Consider the following 19,063-nt stretch of genomic DNA (forward strand, 5'->3'; position numbering starts at 1 on the left):
AAACTTTGCGAATTACACTCCGGAGTACCTTAGGTAATGCTAAGCGGACTGGCAATCGATATCATTGCTACGAGTGGTATTAATGGTGAACTGCAGCGCCATTGATGCAATGTGGGTGGTAACACGGTTAATAAATCGTCCCTATGTCTACAATAGACTAGGAGACGATTTTTTTATTTTCTAAACTTAAAATTCACCAGGGAGATGAACTACAATGATGAACATTATCGATGAATTGGAATGGCGCGGTGCCATTAATCAACAGACAGATGCAGAAGGATTGCGTAAACTAACAAGCGAAAAATCGATTTCATTGTACTGTGGTGTTGATCCTACCGGTGACAGTATGCATATAGGCCACTTGATTCCATTTATGATGTTGAAAAGATTTCAGCTCGCAGGACATCGTCCCGTTATTCTGATCGGCGGTGCGACAGGTACAATCGGTGATCCGAGCGGACGCACTACAGAGCGTACATTGCAGACGATGGATCAGGTACAGAACAACGTGGATGCTCTGACTGCACAAATGAAGAAGCTTTTCCTGAACGAGGGCGACACGGGTCTTCGCATGGTGAACAACTACGATTGGACGAAGGATATTACTATCCTGGACTTCCTTCGTGACTTCGGGAAGAACTTTAGCGTCAACACGATGCTGGCCAAAGATATTGTAGCTAGCCGTCTCGATTCGGGAATTTCCTTCACAGAGTTCTCGTACCAGATCCTGCAGTCGATCGACTTCCTTCATTTATTTAAGAATGAGGATGTGCAATTACAGATCGGCGGTGCTGACCAATGGGGCAACATCACAAGCGGACTTGATTTGATCCGTAAGAAGGAAGGACCTGAAGCGAAAGCCTTCGGCTTAACGATTCCACTGATGCTGAAGGCAGACGGAACGAAATTTGGCAAGACAGCCGGCGGGGCCATCTGGCTCGATCCGAACAAGACGACTCCATTTGAATTCTTCCAGTTCTGGGCGAACCAAGATGACCGGGATGTCATTAGATACCTGAAATTCTTCACCTTCTTAACGAAGGAAGAGATCGATGCTCTTGAAGTGAAAGTACAAACTGAACCTCATAAACGTGAAGCACAACGTGTGTTGGCTGAAGAGATGACGAAATTTGTACACGGCGAAGAAGCGCTGGCCCAAGCGAAGAAGATCACAGAAGCATTGTTCAGTGGCGATATCAAGTCGCTGACCGCAGATGAAATTGAACAAGGATTTAAAGAAATGCCAACATTCCACGCTTCCAAGGAAGCAAAGAATATCGTAGACTGGCTCGTGGATCTGGGAATTGAACCATCCAAGCGTCAAGCACGCGAAGATATTACGAGCGGAGCTATTTCTCTGAATGGTGAGAAGATTTCGGATACCGAAATGAATGTAACAGTGGACAACTCCTTCGAAGGACGCTTCATTATTATCCGTAAGGGCAAGAAGAACTACAACCTCGTTAAACTCGGAGAATAGCTGACATCAGCTATTCTCTTCCCTTAAGAATGGAGGCGAGGATTAAGAGTGCTTGGATCGTGGAAAAAAACACTGGAGCTAGCATTTATTAATCATCGTTTGATATCGGAAGTAAATCGAACCAGACAAGTCAATTGGCTAATCATCGATCTAGGCATCGGTCATGTAGCTGCGGAGCATATTAATGAAGTATTAGATCAGATGCTGCTCGGATTAAATCGGTTATTCAAGTACAAGAAAGTGAAGCAAGCCAGTCTTGGTTACTTCCGGATGCTGGACATTATAAAGGAAGAAGAACAACTATCTCCGGTTATTCATATCTTGATGCCAACGATCCGAGGTTATTTTCAAGGGCGATATTATATTAAATTAAGTGAATGGTCTTCCTATTGGCGTAGAGCGCTGGATATGAATCCCGACTATAATCTATCGTTGAATGTTAATGTATTAAATAATAAGAGTGATCAGCCATCCATTACGGACAAGATGGAGAAGGGGCTAGTCCTCTTACATAATGACTTGGATAAAGCGCCAAAAAGAAATGCTGATTCAATTACCTCAAGAAGAATGATCGGTTATAGTAGATTGTTAAAAGAACAAATGGATTTCTTACAACCAAAATTCGTCTATAAATTACAGGATTACAATTTATATGATGCATTTGCCAATAATGCCTTCGAGTTAATTCTTGATTGGCATCCAGGATTAAGAGAAGATGCAAAGCCATCCCTTAAAACGCTATCAAATCTATGATTTTCATCACAAATATAAGGTGTATTCTGCAAAAAAATAAACCGATTTTTCACTGTTTTAACAGCTGAAAATCGGTTTATTTTGTTTTATTTTACCAGTAAAATGAACGCTTAAAAAATTAGCGAAATTCAAAATATTAGAAACAATGATGGATATTACTTTTTCTGTAAAACGGGTTTTGTAACTCGATAACGTGATTAGCTATTCCCCATAGCGCATAAGTATTCCTTTTTATTAATCTCCCCACAGCATATGACCACTATATTCCTCAACTTGGGGTAATGTGCAGTCATAAGTTTCTTTAGCTCAAGCCATCATAACGATAAGCAAAGTCAACAGCCAGCCATCATTCGTTGCCGATTTCTTCAAGTGAGGAGGAGAGTGCCGCCTATAATTCAGTGGACTTGTGCATGGATAATTCTCCAATATAGGGATTGATAATTATTCAAATAACAGAATTGTTATGCATCACTTTTGCCTGAAAGTGCTTTAACCCATGAAAGCGAAAATGGTTTAAAGCACTTTACGATGAAATAATAAAACCTTTAAAGTAAATGTTAATAAGATTCTGGAAATTATCAAAAACACCTTATGTGACAAGGCTTTGAACCAAATTGACACAACAAAAAATTAGGCGTATATTGACGATGAAAGTTAATCGATTAACGAATTCATAAATTTTCCTTGCACCACAACTTCAAGATTCATCCATTTATTTGTAATACATCAATTATTCATATTTGGATGGGTTAAGAAGCTAGACTAGAGAGAAAGAAGGGAGACTTTATGGCCAATTCAAAAAAATTAACCCTATTCGGGTTGATTGGTATCACGATGGCCTTCTTCGGTACTGTACGTAGTGTGCCGACGCTCGCTATCACCGGTTGGACACAAATTTTCTACATGCTCGTTGCAGCAGTATTATTTGCACTTCCAATCGCTTTGATGTCGGCTGAACTGTCCACAGGATTTCAAGAAGAGGGCGGACCACAAGTCTGGGTAAAAAAAGCAATAGGAGAAAAATGGGGATTTGTTACCTCATGGCTCTTATGGGTTCAAATGTTTTTCGGTATGGTTATGGTTGCTTCAACAGTAGGGGTACTGTTCGGATATGTAATTAATGTACCTCATTTATCTTCAAACAACTTCTTCATCTTTGCAGTTATTTTGATTTCTTACTGGGGCGTTACACTCTTGAACTTGAAGTTCGACATGGTTAAGATCGCCGGTAACTGGGGTTCGATCATCGGTGTATATATTCCATTCTTAGTACTTGTCGTACTTGGTCTTGCTTACATGTTCAAGAACGGAATTAATCCGTCCGGTTACTTGGCTAACTTCAAGGCCGGCGATTTGTTGCCTAATCTTAGCGACCTGGGCAGCCTGGCTTATCTATCCGGTATTATCTTCATCTTTGCTGGGGTCGAAATCTCCTCAGTGCATGCGAATAATATCGAGAATCCGAAGCGCAACTATCCAATTGCAGTTATCGCTTCCGTAATCTTGTTGGTTATCTTCAACCTGATCGCCGGTTTGACGGTTGCGAACGGTGTTCCAATGGGCAAAATGGAGCTCTCCAATATTACTCAGCCTTATATGATTTTCTGTGCGGACCTGGGTATTCCATCTATTTTTGTTAACATCATCTCCGCGATGATCCTGATCGGTGTGCTTGTTCAGCTCAGCGCATGGGTACTTGGACCAAGTAAATCGATGATTAAAGTTGCAGAAGACGGCAACTTGCCGCCATTCTTCCAGAAGAGAAACAGCAAAGGTATTCCAATTACCTTCGTAATGCTTCAAGCCATAGTTATTTCCTTGGTATCGGTGATGTACATCGTCGTGCCTGACGTAAACAGTGCCTTCCTGGTTATCACAATTACAACCACGATTTTGTACTGTATCGTCTATGCCTTGATCGCTATTTCCGCAGTTCGTCTGCGTTATAAAGAGCCGAATATGAACAGACCGTTCCGTCTTGGCAAAGGCAATGGCATGATGTGGTTTGTCTCTCTGCTGTCGATGCTTAGTGTTGTGATTACCATCGTGGTGAGCTTGATTCCACCATCTATTTTGCCTAAGAGCTTCTCCACGGGATACATCATTTACCAAGTCGTTGCGACGGTAGTAATGGTGGGCGTTGCCCTGATTATATACAAATTCAAGAAACCTAGCTGGAAAAAGAGCAATTAATTACAGCTATTTCGTACTAATCCTTTTTATAACTTTATTATACGGAGGTACTCAACATGAACTATTCAATCCCTGATATTAACCTCAAAGCATTATTCCTTGGAGATAAAGGCGAGAACGTCGACTTGTTTAAGGAAATCTTACTAAAAATGGTTGATGAGCATGTCGGCTGGCGCCAGAATTATATGCCTCAGGACTTGCCGGCCATCACTCCTTTCGATAAAAGTTCTAAGAGCTTCCAGGATACCGCCGACCATATGCGCAGCGTATTTAACGTATTGTCTTCGAAGCTTCGCTCCGAATCGCTGCCTTGGCACACTGCGGGCCGCTTCTGGGGCCATATGAACTCCGAAACCTTGATGCCATCGATTATCGCTTATTCAGCAGCGATGCTCTGGAATGGGAATAACGTGGCTTATGAATCCTCTCCAGGCACATCGCAAATGGAAGAAGAAGTGGGGCATGAAATTGCCAAACTGATGAGCTACAAAGCAGGCGAAAGCTGGGGCCACATTTGTGCCGACGGTTCGATTGCCAACCTGGAAGGTCTCTGGTATGCGCGTAATATCAAATCTCTTCCACTGGCTATCCAAGAAGTTGCACCTGAATTGGTGGCAGGAAAATCCGAATGGGAACTGCTGAATATGTCCACGGAAGAAATTATGGACCTTATTGAGAAGATTCCTGATAAAATGGATGAGGTGAAAGCTAAATCAGCTCGGGCCGGTAAACATTTGCAAAAGCTTGGCAAATGGCTTATTCCACAAACGAAACACTATTCCTGGCTGAAAGCTGGCGACATTATTGGTATCGGCTTGGATCAAGTTGAAGCTGTTGATGTTGACAGTGAATATCGCATGGATATCGACAAGCTGGAAAAACGTATTCGCGAATTGGCCGCTGAGCAAATTCCGGTTCTCGGGGTTGTGGGTGTTGTCGGTAGTACAGAAGAAGGTCAAATTGACCACATCGATAAAATCATTGAACTTCGTGAAAAACTCGCTAAAGAAGGCATTTATTATTATGTTCACGTTGATGCTGCTTATGGCGGTTATGCACGGGCCATCTTCCTTGATGAGAACGACGAGTTCATTGAATACAACAAAATTAACGAAGTGTACAAGAAATACAACATCTTTACAGATATGAAGCTTAAGGATGAATGGTTAACTGAAGATATCTACAATGCCTTCAAGGCGATGAGCAAAGCGGAATCCGTAACGATTGACCCTCATAAAATGGGTTATATTCCTTACTCTGCTGGTGCGATTGCGATCCGTGACATCCGTATGCGCGAATCGATCTCTTACTTCGCCACTTATGTATTTGAAAAAGGGGCAGATATTCCGGCATTGCTTGGTGCTTATATCCTTGAAGGTTCCAAAGCCGGTGCGACTGCAGCTGCTGTATGGACAGCTCACAAAGTATTGCCGCTGAACGTAACTGGCTATGGTAAACTGATGGGTGCAAGTATCGAAGGGGCATACCGCTTCTACAACTTCTTGAAGAACAAGAAATTTACCGTTGGCGATAAGACAATCGTTCTTCATCCATTGACCAAGCCGGACTTCAACATGGTCGACTACGTATTTAACGAAGAAGGAAATACCGATTTGGCTCGAATGAACAAATTGAACCATGACTTCTTCGATTATGCTTCCTATGTTAAAGGCGGCCTGTACAGCAATGAGTTTATTACTTCTCATACTGACTTTGCAATTCCTGACTATGGCAACAGCCCACTGGAATTCGTGAAGAGCCTTGGTTTTACCGAACAAGAATGGGATCGCGCCGGTAAAGTGACTATTCTTCGTGCTTGTGCATTGTCTCCATATGCTCACGATGCTGAGACTTTTGAAGATTATGCAGCCAAGATTGAAAAGGCCATGCAACAAAAGCTGGAAAGAATCTACATGTACGAAATGAACTAATCTGCTATAAATAAGGAAATGCGTAACACCCAATTGTGGTTGTTGCGCATTCCTCATTTCTCCAATTTAAGGGGTGCTTTAAATGTCCAACATTAGAAAAGTGCTGACGGTCGCAGGCTCAGATTCCAGCGGTGGCGCCGGTCTGGAAGCCGATCTAAAAACATTTCAGGAATATGGGACCTTCGGGTTCTGCAGCATTACTTCCATAGTCACCATGGATCCCGATAATCACTGGCATCACGAGGTTCAGCCCATTGATACCGGGCTGGTTCTTAAGCAAATTAAGACGGTAATGGCTGGCGGCAAGCTGGATGCGATGAAGACCGGCATGCTCGGCTCAGTTGAAATTATTGAAATGCTGAGCAAAGTGATTGAGGAGCATGAGATCAGCAATATCGTAATCGATCCGGTCATGGTCTGCAAAGGTGAAGATGAAGTTGTTCAACCCGAGAATGGTCAAGCGATCCGCGAGCTTCTGCTGCCGAGGGCTACAATTACAACACCAAATCTGTTCGAAGCGGGTCAACTTGCCGGAATCGCGAAGGTAAGAACGATCGACGATATGAAGGAAGCCGCACGTCGCATTTATGAGCGTGGCGTCAAAAATGTCGTTATTAAAGGCGGCAAGACCCTTGAGGCGGAGAAAGCAGTTGATCTGCTGTATGATGGATGTGAATTTACGCTATATGAAGCGGACAAGCTTGAGACGAATCATAACCATGGGGCAGGCTGTACCTTCGCGGCTGCTATCGCTGCCGGATTAGCCAAAGGAATGAACGTCAAGGATGCTGTCTCCAAAGCAAAACAATTCACTACAGCAGCTATTCAAGGCGGATTTGCTTTTAACCGCTTTGTTGGTCCTGTCTGGCACGGCGCATATAACAAGGCAGAGGGACGCATTGAATAGCAAAGACTCCTTTTGTCCACTCTAAGATCAATCTATAAAAATGACCACCCATTCAACTGGTGTTTAATACATGATAAGGAGTTCAGCTTATGAACAAAGAGGTCACTCTAAAAGAAAGCCTATTTCTTTTAGTTGTATTGTTAGCCATTATTGGAGCTTGTATTATCGGCTTGGGCATGGATCCGCAAATTCCAATCTTAGTCTCTCTGGGCGTTATTATCGTATTTGCTAAAATTAAAGGGGCTTCCTGGGATCGGATTCATAAAGGAATTCAGAACGGCATTTCTCCAGGACTGATACCTATACTTATCTTTATGTTAATTGGTGCATTAATTAGTGTCTGGATTTCAGCAGGTACCATTCAGACGATCATGATTTATGGCTTTAAAATTTTATCCGCTAAATATTTTTTGCCTTCCGTATTTGTCATTTGCGCGGTCGTAGGAATTACGGTAGGCAGCTCATTTACAACGATCTCAACCGTCGGCATCGCTTTCTTCGGCATGGGGCAAATTATGGGCTACCATCCTGCCATTACGACTGGTGCTATCATTTCAGGTGCCTTCTTGGGCAACAATATCTCTCCATTATCCGATACCACCAACCTGGCATCGGCCATTGCTGAGGTCGATTTATTCGATCATATCCGTTATATGATGCGTGTTGTCATCCCGGCATTCCTCATCTCCTTAGTCTTCTTCGCAGTCACGGGACATGCCAAGGTATTGACAACCGGACAGGAAGTCAATGAACTTGTAAACACACTAAGCACCTCATTCCCTATTTCTGTTGTAACCTTAATTCCTGTTCTTGTGCTCTTCTTATGTGCTTGGCGGAAGGTTCCCGCTATTCCGACACTGCTGTTAAGCATTCTGTTTACGATCGGTGTGATCTACATTTATCATCCGCATACCAGTTTATCGGATATTTCCGCGCTGATGCAAAATGGATATGTAGCCAATACAGGGGTTGAGAGCGTGGACAAGCTGCTTACACGCGGCGGGATTCAAAGTATGATGTGGTCCGTATCCCTAATCCTCTTGGCGCTTGCTCTGGGGGGACTGCTCGTCGAAATGAATATCATCAAGACGATCATCTCGCGTATTACCTCCTTCGTAAGCACCAAAGGCAAGCTGATTCTTATGACGGGCTTAAGCTCGATGGGCGTCAATCTGCTGCTTGGCGAGCAATATTTGTCGATTATTTTACCGGGTGAAGCATTTAAAACTCAATACGATGCGATCCAATTGAACCGTAAAGAGATGTCAAGGATCTTAGCCAATGGCGGAGCAGCGGTTAACGCTCTGATTCCTTGGGGAGTCAGTGGGGTATTTATCACGGGTACATTAGGCGTATCCACGCTGGAGTATCTGCCGTTCGCTATCTTCTGTATTGTAGCGCCGATCCTAAACATTCTGTACGGATTTCTGGGCAGAAAAACGGCAAAACCAGCGCATTAAGTTCCATTTTGACGTAAAAAAAGTTGGTAGTAGAGCCAACTTTTTTTACGTCAAGGTCTAAGCGAGGTGAGGATGGTAATAATTGCAAGTGAAAATAATTGCTAAATTGTGTTATACATAAATCAGGGGCTTTCATGACTCGAGGAGGGACTATTAATGCTTATTGATGAATTAAAAGGCAAAGCATTGGATGAATTTATAGAAGGCATCCTAACTTTAGAGACAAAAGAGGAGTGCTATGCTTTCTTTGATGATTTATGTACGGTTAATGAAATAAAGACTTTAGTACAACGTTTTCAGGTTGCGAAAATGCTGTATAACAATCATACGTACAGTAAAATTGAATCCGATGCAGGAGCGAGTACAGCCACCATTTCGCGGGTGAAGCGATCTCTGTACCATGGCAATAACAGCTATGAACTGATGTTCAGTCGAATGCAAAACAATCCTCAGTCCAACAAGAAGACAGATTAAGCAGTGTAAAATGATTTGGGGAAATTTTTAATACTGCCAATAGGGTAAAGCGCTTCCAAAATATATGATTTTGGTATTATTGGATATAAAAGATATTTTCTTTCTTATAGGTGAAAATGAGAGGTAAAGAGAGGAAAGTCGAACATGATTCTATCCGAATCGCGTTCGACTTTTTTATTGGCCTCATTTTCTTATAGGACCTTGAAAGACGATAAGACCGCTGAAACTAAGCCCTACCAATCGGGAAAGCAGCAAGCTTGCTGCGACGCCACTTGATAATTAATCACATAAATGATTATACTCAGCAGTTCTGCAGTATCTTCGTCAAGCAGATTTTTATTGGATTAATGATTGACAGTTTTTAACACAATAAGGATAATAATTGTATTCATAGAAAAAGGAGGTATGAGACTAGGCTTTTAAATGTAAAAATCTCGTAGATGTAAGATTCGATTGTACCTTGACACACTATATCCCTATAAAAGGAGTGTACAAATGTACGATAAAATCGTAGACATTTTATGCGCTATTAAAGACCAGCCGGAACTCCGCCATTCTCTTTCCCTCAATACGGATTTAAACAATGAAGTTGGCCTCGATTCCCTGCAAATGATCCAGTTTATGCTCAAGGTTGAAGATCAGTTGAACGTGGTCATCGACTATGACCAATTCGATTATGAGCATCTCCACTCGATGGATACTTTCATTTCTTTTCTGAAGAGCTGCCAGCCACAAGAGCAGCCGTTATACGAAGATGTCAACCCATAAAGCCCGTGTAATTTCCACCACCGTTATGGGTACCTTTGATCCCGAAACCCGCTGGAGAGATCCAAATCTGACCCGGCTGCCTGCGATGCCGGACAAAAACCGCGAGGCAATTGTCCTGTGTATGGACGAGCTGCTCTTTCCGTTCTGTGGGCCGGACGATATCCTCTACAGCCGCTGTAAACTCGATCCGGTACTGCAGGAGTACCTGAACGGATTAGGATTTTCCTTCCGCAGCCATTATCACTACGATCTGAATGATCCGAATGAACCGCTACCTGAACCGGATATCTTCAAGCGTTGTATATTCAGACATGCGGTCGATCCCGCCCGGCATCTTCAACCGATGAACAAGGGGCGGCCAGTTGCCGATTTCGGGTGGTTATCCCCATACGCCATCACGGCGGATACGGAAGCGTATCAGCAAGCAGCAAGGCCGCTCAACCCTTTACCGGCCCTTGAGACGGTGATACGCGTTAATTCAAAGCTATATCACAATCGGCTCCTTTGGCGAATCGGGGCCAAGTGCTGGGGGACTGAGGTGAATAGTGCAGCAGAAATAGAGGAGACTGGAAACTTACTTCTGAAGCGCGGACCGTATTTGCTAAAAGATCCCTTCGGTGTTTCAGGGAAAGGGAATCTGCTTATCGACAGCGAGGTTATGCAGCGAAGGATAATGTCGCACTTGAATCAACAAGAGAATAGCGGAATGTATTCTCAATTCTTGCTCGAGCCTCTGCTGCATAAGGAGACGGATTTCAGTTCGCACTGGTTCATCCGGGTAAGTGGTGAGAAGGAGCTTCTCTCGATTCAGCGGATGATTAACCACCAGCAAAATTATAGCGGGTCTATCCAAGCCGATCAAGCCTTTATCCACTTGTTGGAGAAGGCAGATTATTTTGCTGTGATAGAAAACGCACTTCGGCTTCTGGCGGAGGACGGCTATTTCGGCTTTGTCTGCATCGACTCCATGATCCTTAAGGGCGGTGAAGTCGTGCCTATTGTGGAGATTAACGCCCGCAAGTCTATGGGCCTGATTAATGCTTATCTTGATAAACATTGGGGCCCATATGGGTGTACAAGCTGGCTTACCTTCCTGTCTCTTGGTCTGCCGGATGGCTTTGCATTCGGGAGACTGCTGCACATTCTGCGTGAATCCAATCTTCTCTTGACAGCCCCGGGCAGCTATGGGATCGTTCCTCTCTCCTCCAATACTGTAATGGTCAATGAATTTCTAATCCGCCGCCGTATCGCGGATGGCATACAAATTAAGCCGATCATGCCAAAGGGAAGACTGTATGTATCAATAGTGGGGCGTGATGACGAACACCGCAGCGAACTGCTCCAAGACCTGCGGCAGGTGCTCGCCGATCTATCCATTAAACTGTACAACTAAATCTGAGCTCGGAGGGCGGCTATGCATTCAACCCCGATAACCTTGCTGGCGTCGGGAAATTCGCTCGGCGCATACATTCCGGCTATGCATCTGTACACTTACCTGCAAAGCAGGGGGGCAGGTGCAGACATTCTTGTTCTGGAAAACTTGTATCATGAAGAGGTTCGGCTCAAGATTCACGCAACTAAAAAAGCGTTTCATGCTGATTTTTCCGTGGCTCGTATGGGGCATAAGCTGGCCAAGCCGGTGGATTCTTCTCTGGACGAGGAAGCGGTCCAAAGGCTGCTGCGTAGCTGGAAACAGGCCGGTGTCTTTCGATTTGCTGTGTTTACCGGCTTTTGGATACCGATATTGGAGCGCTATAAGCAAGCGGTCGATAAGCCCCTGGATATTCAGCTAATCCGGTTGGATGCCTGGGACACGCCATCGTTTAAAGTACACAAGCAGCTATACCCTGGTTACGACAATGTCTGGTTCTATGATTCTTCGAAGCTGTCTCCCAGCAGCTATATCACGTCGGATAATGTGGGGCCTCTGCCATACGCGGAGCGTGCCGGACGCCTTCTGATCCATGGCGGCGGCTGGGGGATCGGGACTTATGCCAGTACGATCACAGAGCTTCGCAGGCTCGGTTATCATCTTGATGTGATCGTCTATGATCCTTCCGAAGTCGGAGAGGACGATGGCATAACACGCTACTATGGGGCGGAGCCTTCATGGGATCCGTGGAGCCGGGATGCACTGGGGCGGCATACGTTTCCGCCCATGATCCGGTATGTCCGCAGACGCGGTGTTCTTAGCGCTTTCCCGCTCGGGGCTTACTCTGCATATACAGACCTGCTGCGGAATTGCGCAGCAATTATCAGCAAGCCGGGCGGAGCGACTCTCAACGACTCGCTGTCATACGGAATCCCGTTTGTCATGCTGGAGCCGTTTGGGGACCATGAGCTTCATAATTCCGCCTATTGGGAATCGTGCGGATTGGGTGTCCGGTTCGATAAATGGAAAGCGCAGGATTTTTCGAAGCTTCATTTAGAGGGCATCTACAGATGTTTGCTGGGGCAGCGAGCAATAATCAACCATTTTGGGGAGGAATACTTATGCAGCCGAAAACAACAGTTGCGTTTGACCAAGTGACATTCAGCAATATGAAAAGAACTTTGATTCCACTGGCGGAAACGGGAAGGAAGCGCCGGGAGGACCCGACTTACGCGGCTCCCGTGCCTTACGAGATCGGGATCAAGCTTAATAACGGCTGCAATTTGCGCTGCAAGCACTGTTTTGAATGGAATCCGGACGGCTTTCATCACGACTTCACAAGAGAAGTGAAGAACGATGAAATCGAGATTCCCGTCGTGGAGAAGCTGCTAGAGGAGACAAGGGAACGCAAGTCGCGCGTATTTCTATGGGGCGGGGAGCCGCTGTTCTACTCCAAGTTCGACGAACTGGCGGAGCTGCTGGCCAAAGAAGAACGGTATACGACCATTTGCACGAACGCCATTCTCATTGAACAGAAGCTCGACTCTATTCTGAAGATGTCGGAGAATCTGGTCATGCTGGTTAGCCTGGAAGGCTTCGAGAAAGAGAATGACGCGATCCGGGGCAAAGGCACGTTCCGGAAAGTGATCCACGCGATACAACTGTTGCTGGATTTACAGAAGGAGGGCGTGTACAAAGGCAAAGTATCTGTTGCTCTGACCGTAAATGACCAAATGGTCGGCCAGCTCTATGACTTTATGGAATTCTTTGAAGAGATGGGGGTAGACTCCGTATATTTCTGTTTCCCTTGGTACATTCCTCCCGATACAGCGGAGAAAATGGACAGCTACTTTGATGCCCATTTCCCGCACCTCGCCGCACGCTTTGCAAACGATCATAAGAACAGCTGGCACTCGTTTACGTTCCATATCTCACCGAACAATTTCGACACGCTTATTGAAGAACTTAAGCGGGTTAATTCCCGCGTATGGAATGTTCGCATCCGCTATCAGCCGGCGCTGGAGCCTGAAGAAGTGGAAGGGTTTATCCGCGGCAATGAGAAGCCAGCCATGAACCGGACAAAATGCTTCGCGATCTCGAATCGGATGGATGTGATGCCCGATGGCAAAGTGAACCCTTGTAAATTTTTTCCAGAATTCAGTGTCGGCAATTTGTACGAGGAGAGCGTGGCGGATATATTCCACGGCGAAGACCTGCGGAAGCAAAGAGAGACTTTGGCTTGCGGTCTGATGCCGATTTGTTCAAAGTGCGTTCTTCTCTACAATAATGGAGTTTAAGCGGTTAAACTTTAACCCGTCCAGGCAAAACAAGCGATCATTCAGGAGGAGCGGAGATGGACTATAAGCCGGACTATATCCGTGTGAGGGAGCTGCACAAGTCTTTTGTATACTATCGAAAAGAAGCTGGACTCAAAAATTCATTCAAAAATTTATTTGCTCGCAAGTCTCTGCTGAAGGAAGCGGTTAAATCCGTTTCCTTCACGATCGGACCTGGCGAATATGTTGGATTTCTCGGACCCAATGGGGCAGGGAAAACCACGACGCTCAAGATGTTATCAGGCATTCTGTATCCCACTAGCGGGGAAGCTAATGTCCTTGGTTATGTGCCATGGGAGCGCAAAAATGAATTCAAGCGGCTTTTCTCCATTGTGATGGGCCAGAAAAACCAGCTTTGGTGGGATCTTCCCGCCGTTGAATCCATTTATTTGAACAAATGTATTTATGATGTGCCGGATGAGCTTTATCGCCGAAGCCTTGCCGAGCTATCAGAGATGCTTGATGTCCGGGAGCTTCTGAACGTACAAGTGCGCCGGCTTTCCCTGGGCGAACGGATGAAAATGGAATTAATCGCCGCGCTGATCCATCGGCCCCGACTGCTTTATCTGGACGAGCCGACGATCGGCCTTGATTTTCCCTCGCAAAAGAAGGTCAGGGAGTTTCTGAAATACTATAATGAGCAATTTGGTGCCACCATCCTGCTGACGAGTCATTACATGAAAGATGTGGAGGATCTTTGCAAACGGACGATTATTATTAACGAGGGAAGTTTGCTGTATGACGGGGATCTGCACAAAATCAACGAGCTCTTTGACGAGCGAAAAATAATTAGGCTTCGCTTCTCCGAGCCTGTTGCCACGCTGCAGTTGGCCAAATACGGGAAAGTAGTTATGGAAGACGGCTACAACGCTGTTCTGGAGCTTCCCAAATACTTGTTAAAGGAAGTATCGCGCGCCGTGTTCGATTCGTTTCCAGCGGTTGACTGGACGATTGAGGATGTACCGCTGGAGGAAAGCATTTCAAGGCTCTATCAGAAGGAATCCGTCGGATGAACAGACGCAAATTATACTTGACTATATTTTCAATGGGCGTTCAGCATTCGATGGAATACCGATTTCACTTCTTCCTCAGTCTGATAGGGGCTGCTTTTCCGATCCTTGTTCAATATTTTATCTGGACCGCGGTCTATCGCCATTCCGGTCAGTCGGCGCTGTTTTCCTATTCATACGGTCAAATTATTTTGTATACCATTTTGGCGGGATTGGTATCCAAGCTGATCTCTACCCAGTTCGAGCAGCAGATTGCCGATGATATCAAAAATGGCGGGCTGAACAAGTATTTAATTAAACCGGTCAGCTACTTCGGGTATCGGTTGGTTTCCTTTTTCGGTCAAAAGGTGATTTATTATGGGATTACGGGGTTGCTGCTGGTCGGATTAATCTGGATAGCCTCTTCCAGGGGGGCGCTTGAAGTCCAGGTCACACGGTTGCTGGTTTTTGCCTTCACACTCTGGGGAGCGCTTCTGCTTAACTTTCTTATCGCCTATTGCCTCTGCGCCAGCGCTTTTTATCTGCATGAAATCTCCTATTTTTTCGTCATTACAAGTCTGCTTGTCAATATTTTGAGCGGAGGCATGTTTCCGTTGGAGATATTCGGGGACTCGGTGGTGAAGCTGCTGGGTTACACGCCATTTCCTTATACTATTTATTTCCCTGTCAATGTTCTTAGCGGCAAGATGGAAGCGGCGGCGATGTACCAGGGGCTGCTCGTTCAATGCGGGTGGATTTTGCTGTTCTTTGGACTCTCCCGTCTGACGTGGCATGTTTCCATGAAGAAATATTCGGCGGTCGGGGGGTAGCGGATATTCCAAATGTTGAAAACCATAAAAAAATACACGCGCCTCTACGGCATGTTCATCAAAAATTGTCTTATCGCCCAGATGGAGTTTCGCGGCAACTTTATGATGAGCCTGATTGTTGAATCCGTCTACTTGATCGCCAAGCTGTTGTATGTGCTGGTCGTGTTTCGTACGGATCTTCACGTAGAGGGGATACCGCCTGAAGGGCTGCTCCTGTTTATAGGCATGCATACGGTGGTGACCGGCCTCTATGTAGGTTTGTTTTTTACAAACTTTATGAAAATTCCCGAGTATATTAAGGACGGATCGCTTGATTTAATGCTGACAAAGCCGGTTTCCCTGCAATTTATGGCTTCCTTGCGTTATGTCGATTTGGCGCTGCCAATTCCCGATATTCTGGTCGGGTTCGCCATGATCGGAATCGGCTGGCATGCGATGGATATCCCGCTTATGTTCCCGCAGCTTGCAGGGTTTGCACTGCTGCTGCTGGTCTCGATTGTTATTACCTATTGCTTGATGATCATCCCGGCGCTGCTTTCCTTCTGGTTCATCCAGACGGGTTCCGTGTCAGAGATCGCTCATTCTGTCTGGGACGCCAACAATTTCCCCATGTCCATTTACCCAGCCTGGGTCCGTCGGATCGGCACCTTTGTTATTCCTCTGTTTCTTATTACGAATTTTGGACCGATGTTCCTGCTGGGACAGCTTACTTGGCTTCACGCAGGACTGTCGCTGGCCGCTTCGCTTCTGCTCTTTGCAGCCGTAAGGCTCTTCTGGAAGCGGGCCTTGAGGGTATACAGCAGTGCAAGCAGTTAGACTTAGCCGCTACTTAACCATTCGCTAGAAGGGGGAGAATCAGATGAACGCCGTTCAGCTTCCTGTGTTGGATCCGCCGCTCAAAGGATTTTTGCGCTGGGCCTATACGCTTTCGATCACTAGCGCCCACGAAGAGACCGTTCCCTGGTATTATAGCAACTTTATCCAACTGTCCTGCAACAAAAAATTTCTGGAAAAGGGCAGACAGTACTATATCGATTTTTTTCGAGGCAAGCCCAACGAATTGAACTTCAATAATCCATTTCTTCTCACTTGCTCCGTCAATTATACGATTCTGGAAAGTTTGCCATTGGAGTCATGGCCGAAACTTTTCGCGGATCAGATCCGCAACGGTTATTACTGCATCGTGTTTTTGGATGAATCCAAGCTATCTCCGGCGGCAGCTTATCAGAGGGAACCGTTCCCGCATCATCTGCTTCTATATGGCTTTGATTGGGAGGAGAGCAGCTTCCATGCCTCAATGTTTGATAAGACGGGAGTATATCGCAATTTGCTGATCCCGTTCCGGGAGTTGGTGGAGGCCATCCAGTCGATGAGACAGCTTCTGAACAACAACCTGACGGCGGACCATCATACGTATTTCTATAAATACGAACCGCATTCGCCTTATCCTTTCGACAAAATGGCTGCGATCGACCAGTTGCGCGACTATCTTAACGGAGAGACTCATTTAAATCGGATCAATTACAATCCTGACGAGGAGGAAGCTTTCGGAATCAAGGTCTATGACTATTTGCAAATGTACTATGATGCTGTGGAGAACAACGATGCCCGGTTGGTAGAACGCAATGATGTGAGGCATCTTCATGTCCTCTGGGAGCACAAAAGAATGATGAGCGAGCGTATTGAATATCTGGTGGAGGAGGGGATCATTCCTGATGACCGGGAGCTTGTGGAGGGCTACAAGGAGATTAGCAAAAAGATCTTGAAGCTTAGGGATCAGTACATTCGCCATGAGATTCGCGCGGATAAGGACGTGTATAAACGGCTGCGGCTGCGGATTAATGAGCTGCGGGAGGAAGAGCCTGTATTACTGCAAAAACTGATCAGTCGGCTTGAGGGCAGAGCTCTGTGATTTGCTGCGATAGTAAAATCAAAATCACTTTGCTCTTCAACCAACGGCAAGGCGATGTTATCCGATACAATAGTTTCATTTTAGCTAACGTTTATAAAGTTAACAGAATATATATTATGTTAACTTGCTAAATATCACTGGAAGCAAAAGCAAACTCGGATGAAACAACGAGTTTGCTTTTTTATATACATATCATTCCATTTCATGCTGCATACTAACTGTTATCTCATTTCATGGGGGGAGCATCATGTGGGAAACGAAATTGCGCGATTTACTTGAACAGAACTCGGATATCGTATTTCGCAAAATGGAGATTCAGAGTGAAATAATGATACTGGTTTATATAGAAGGCCTAGTAAATGATGTTTACGTACAGGAACAGATCATACCTTCCTTATTTCATGGGAGCAGGTTTGACACCGTTCCAAAGTATACCCTGGATGAAGTGGATCAAGCGCTGCAGGCATTGTTTAACGGCAGTGTTCTTGTGCTGACGAATCAGAGTGAATTCTCCTATGTTTTCTCGGGGGAAGGCATCCAAAGCCGTTCTATCGTAGAACCGACGAGTGAGCATACCCTTCGCGGCCCCAGAGACGGGTTCGTTGAATCCATTTCTACCAATCTGTCGCTCATCCGAAGAAGGTATCCCGACACCCGTCTGCAGGTGAGAATATCCCGGATTGGCGCACACAGCAAGACCAAGGTTGCCTTGGTCTATGTCGATGGCATCGTAAATCCCGATATTCTTAAGGAAGTGGAGCAGCGCATGAATTCAATCCAGATCGATGAGCTGCTGGATAGCGGAACGGTTGAGCAATGGATTGAGGATAGCTGGTATTCTCCCTTTCCTCAGGTGCAATATACAGAACAGCCAGTAAGAGTGGTATCGGCCATTGCAGAAGGGCGGATTGCCATTGTCGTGGATGGAACTCCTATAGTACTGATGGTGCCGCTTACCTTCTCCATGCTGTTTCAGGCTATGGATGATTATTCGGAACGCTGGCTCGTTGGATCGGCTATCCGCTTCATCCGCATTATCGGTTCAATTCTCGCTTTAATTCTACCTGCGCTTTATATTGCATTATTGTCCTATCATCCGGGGATGATTCCAACTCAACTGACGTTATCGATTGCCGCTTCACGGGCCGATGCTCCTTTTCCCGCCTTTGTTGAAGCGCTTCTGATGGAAGCCACATTGGAACTGTTGCGGGAGGCCGGTCTGCGTCTGCCCGGTTTTATCGGGCAAACGATTGGAATCGTCGGTGGGCTGGTAATTGGTCAGGCGGCTGTGGAGGCGGGCATCGTCAGTCCTATTATGGTTATTGTTGTGGCGCTGACCGCAATTTGTTCCTTTATGATTCCAGCCTATAACGGTGCGATAGCAATACGACTTCTGCGATTTCCGCTTATGGTTTTCGTGAGCTTCCTGGGGATGTTGGGATTAATCCTGGGGGTTATGATCATCATTGCCCATCTCGTCTCGTTAAAATCCTTTGGAGTAAACTACTTGTCCCCGTTTGCTCCTTACCAAGCGGCGGATTGGAAAGATTCCGTCATCCGGGCTCCGCTTCCTTTGCTAAAAAAGCGACCATCCGTACTCAAGCCTTTGAAAGAACAGCGATTGAAGCTGGATCAACGCAAAAAGGGGTGGTAGTGCC

Annotated in this window: 16 protein-coding genes and 1 other annotated feature (1 of these 17 running past the window's edge); all 16 genes read left to right on the plus strand. The window is 45.6% G+C overall.

Annotated features, from left to right (window positions below; all coding sequences use genetic code 11):
* Nucleotides 1-146 (plus strand) — a binding site (T-box leader); it begins 77 nt to the left of the window's first position.
* A gap of 71 nt (nt 147-217) precedes the next feature.
* The 16 genes from tyrS (at nt 218) to DMN77_RS10830 (ending at nt 19,059) form a co-directional block, all read left to right on the plus strand.
* On the plus strand, nt 218-1,480 hold the full coding sequence (gene tyrS, locus DMN77_RS10755; protein ID WP_068781494.1) for a tyrosine--tRNA ligase: 1,263 nt from the start codon (nt 218-220) through the stop codon (nt 1,478-1,480).
* A 48-nt stretch (nt 1,481-1,528) separates the two neighbouring features.
* Entirely contained in the window at nt 1,529-2,233 is a 705-nt protein-coding gene (locus DMN77_RS10760) for a protein rep (protein ID WP_068781253.1), read from the plus strand.
* Nucleotides 2,234-3,019: 786 nt separating this feature from the next.
* Nucleotides 3,020-4,426, plus strand: a complete 1,407-nt coding sequence (tyrP, locus tag DMN77_RS10765; RefSeq protein ID WP_068781252.1) for a tyrosine-tyramine antiporter — start codon at nt 3,020-3,022, stop codon at nt 4,424-4,426.
* A gap of 56 nt (nt 4,427-4,482) precedes the next feature.
* Entirely contained in the window at nt 4,483-6,357 is a 1,875-nt protein-coding gene (tdc, locus tag DMN77_RS10770; protein ID WP_068781251.1) for a tyrosine decarboxylase, read from the plus strand.
* An 82-nt stretch (nt 6,358-6,439) separates the two neighbouring features.
* Nucleotides 6,440-7,264 (plus strand): bifunctional hydroxymethylpyrimidine kinase/phosphomethylpyrimidine kinase, encoded by an 825-nt coding sequence (gene thiD / locus DMN77_RS10775; protein ID WP_179014871.1) that lies wholly within the window; start codon nt 6,440-6,442, stop codon nt 7,262-7,264.
* Between the two features lie 89 nt (nt 7,265-7,353).
* Nucleotides 7,354-8,724 (plus strand): Na+/H+ antiporter NhaC, encoded by a 1,371-nt coding sequence (nhaC, locus tag DMN77_RS10780; protein ID WP_179014873.1) that lies wholly within the window; start codon nt 7,354-7,356, stop codon nt 8,722-8,724.
* 156 nt (nt 8,725-8,880) lie between these two features.
* Nucleotides 8,881-9,198, plus strand: coding sequence for a YerC/YecD family TrpR-related protein (locus tag DMN77_RS10785; protein ID WP_068781248.1), 318 nt, complete (start codon nt 8,881-8,883; stop codon nt 9,196-9,198).
* A 495-nt stretch (nt 9,199-9,693) separates the two neighbouring features.
* The gene (locus DMN77_RS10790; RefSeq protein ID WP_068781247.1) at nt 9,694-9,966 is read left to right on the plus strand and encodes an acyl carrier protein; all 273 of its coding nucleotides are present in this window, start codon (nt 9,694-9,696) and stop codon (nt 9,964-9,966) included.
* Nucleotides 9,953-11,359 carry a hypothetical protein gene (locus DMN77_RS10795; protein ID WP_179014875.1) on the plus strand — a complete coding sequence of 469 codons (1,407 nt, stop codon included), beginning with the start codon at nt 9,953-9,955 and terminating at the stop codon, nt 11,357-11,359. The genes DMN77_RS10790 and DMN77_RS10795 overlap by 14 nt, the downstream gene beginning before the upstream one ends.
* 21 nt (nt 11,360-11,380) lie before the next feature.
* Nucleotides 11,381-12,496 (plus strand): hypothetical protein, encoded by a 1,116-nt coding sequence (locus DMN77_RS10800; RefSeq protein ID WP_256872343.1) that lies wholly within the window; start codon nt 11,381-11,383, stop codon nt 12,494-12,496.
* Nucleotides 12,460-13,635, plus strand: a complete 1,176-nt coding sequence (locus DMN77_RS10805; RefSeq protein ID WP_068781245.1) for a radical SAM protein — start codon at nt 12,460-12,462, stop codon at nt 13,633-13,635. The genes DMN77_RS10800 and DMN77_RS10805 overlap by 37 nt, the downstream gene beginning before the upstream one ends.
* A gap of 56 nt (nt 13,636-13,691) precedes the next feature.
* Nucleotides 13,692-14,687, plus strand: coding sequence for an ABC transporter ATP-binding protein (locus tag DMN77_RS10810; RefSeq protein WP_179014876.1), 996 nt, complete (start codon nt 13,692-13,694; stop codon nt 14,685-14,687).
* A complete protein-coding gene (locus DMN77_RS10815; protein WP_179014878.1) occupies nt 14,684-15,493 on the plus strand; it encodes an ABC transporter permease in 810 nt (269 codons plus the stop codon). Before DMN77_RS10810 ends, DMN77_RS10815 begins: the two co-directional genes overlap by 4 nt.
* Before the next feature lie 12 nt (nt 15,494-15,505).
* A complete protein-coding gene (locus DMN77_RS10820; RefSeq protein WP_068781242.1) occupies nt 15,506-16,309 on the plus strand; it encodes an ABC transporter permease in 804 nt (267 codons plus the stop codon).
* A 43-nt stretch (nt 16,310-16,352) separates the two neighbouring features.
* Complete coding sequence (locus tag DMN77_RS10825; protein WP_068781241.1) at nt 16,353-17,405, plus strand: hypothetical protein; 1,053 nt, start codon at nt 16,353-16,355, stop codon at nt 17,403-17,405.
* 247 nt (nt 17,406-17,652) lie between these two features.
* Nucleotides 17,653-19,059 carry a spore germination protein gene (locus DMN77_RS10830; RefSeq protein ID WP_179014879.1) on the plus strand — a complete coding sequence of 469 codons (1,407 nt, stop codon included), beginning with the start codon at nt 17,653-17,655 and terminating at the stop codon, nt 19,057-19,059.
* The last annotated feature ends 4 nt before the right edge of the window (nt 19,060-19,063 follow it).

Source organism: Paenibacillus sp. 79R4 (assembly GCF_013393165.1).
In the GTDB taxonomy this organism is placed as follows: Bacteria; Bacillota; Bacilli; order Paenibacillales; family Paenibacillaceae; genus Fontibacillus.

Coding starts and splice junctions, on each gene's coding strand:
- nhaC (WP_179014873.1), top strand. CDS start 7,354: ATGAACAAAGAGGTCACTCTAAAAGAAAGCCTATTTCTTTTAGTTGTA.
- DMN77_RS10830 (WP_179014879.1), top strand. CDS start 17,653: ATGTGGGAAACGAAATTGCGCGATTTACTTGAACAGAACTCGGATATC.
- tdc (WP_068781251.1), top strand. CDS start 4,483: ATGAACTATTCAATCCCTGATATTAACCTCAAAGCATTATTCCTTGGA.
- DMN77_RS10805 (WP_068781245.1), top strand. CDS start 12,460: ATGCAGCCGAAAACAACAGTTGCGTTTGACCAAGTGACATTCAGCAAT.
- thiD (WP_179014871.1), top strand. CDS start 6,440: ATGTCCAACATTAGAAAAGTGCTGACGGTCGCAGGCTCAGATTCCAGC.
- DMN77_RS10785 (WP_068781248.1), top strand. CDS start 8,881: ATGCTTATTGATGAATTAAAAGGCAAAGCATTGGATGAATTTATAGAA.
- DMN77_RS10820 (WP_068781242.1), top strand. CDS start 15,506: ATGTTGAAAACCATAAAAAAATACACGCGCCTCTACGGCATGTTCATC.
- DMN77_RS10800 (WP_256872343.1), top strand. CDS start 11,381: ATGCATTCAACCCCGATAACCTTGCTGGCGTCGGGAAATTCGCTCGGC.
- DMN77_RS10795 (WP_179014875.1), top strand. CDS start 9,953: ATGTCAACCCATAAAGCCCGTGTAATTTCCACCACCGTTATGGGTACC.
- DMN77_RS10825 (WP_068781241.1), top strand. CDS start 16,353: ATGAACGCCGTTCAGCTTCCTGTGTTGGATCCGCCGCTCAAAGGATTT.
- DMN77_RS10810 (WP_179014876.1), top strand. CDS start 13,692: ATGGACTATAAGCCGGACTATATCCGTGTGAGGGAGCTGCACAAGTCT.
- DMN77_RS10790 (WP_068781247.1), top strand. CDS start 9,694: ATGTACGATAAAATCGTAGACATTTTATGCGCTATTAAAGACCAGCCG.
- DMN77_RS10815 (WP_179014878.1), top strand. CDS start 14,684: ATGAACAGACGCAAATTATACTTGACTATATTTTCAATGGGCGTTCAG.
- tyrS (WP_068781494.1), top strand. CDS start 218: ATGAACATTATCGATGAATTGGAATGGCGCGGTGCCATTAATCAACAG.
- tyrP (WP_068781252.1), top strand. CDS start 3,020: ATGGCCAATTCAAAAAAATTAACCCTATTCGGGTTGATTGGTATCACG.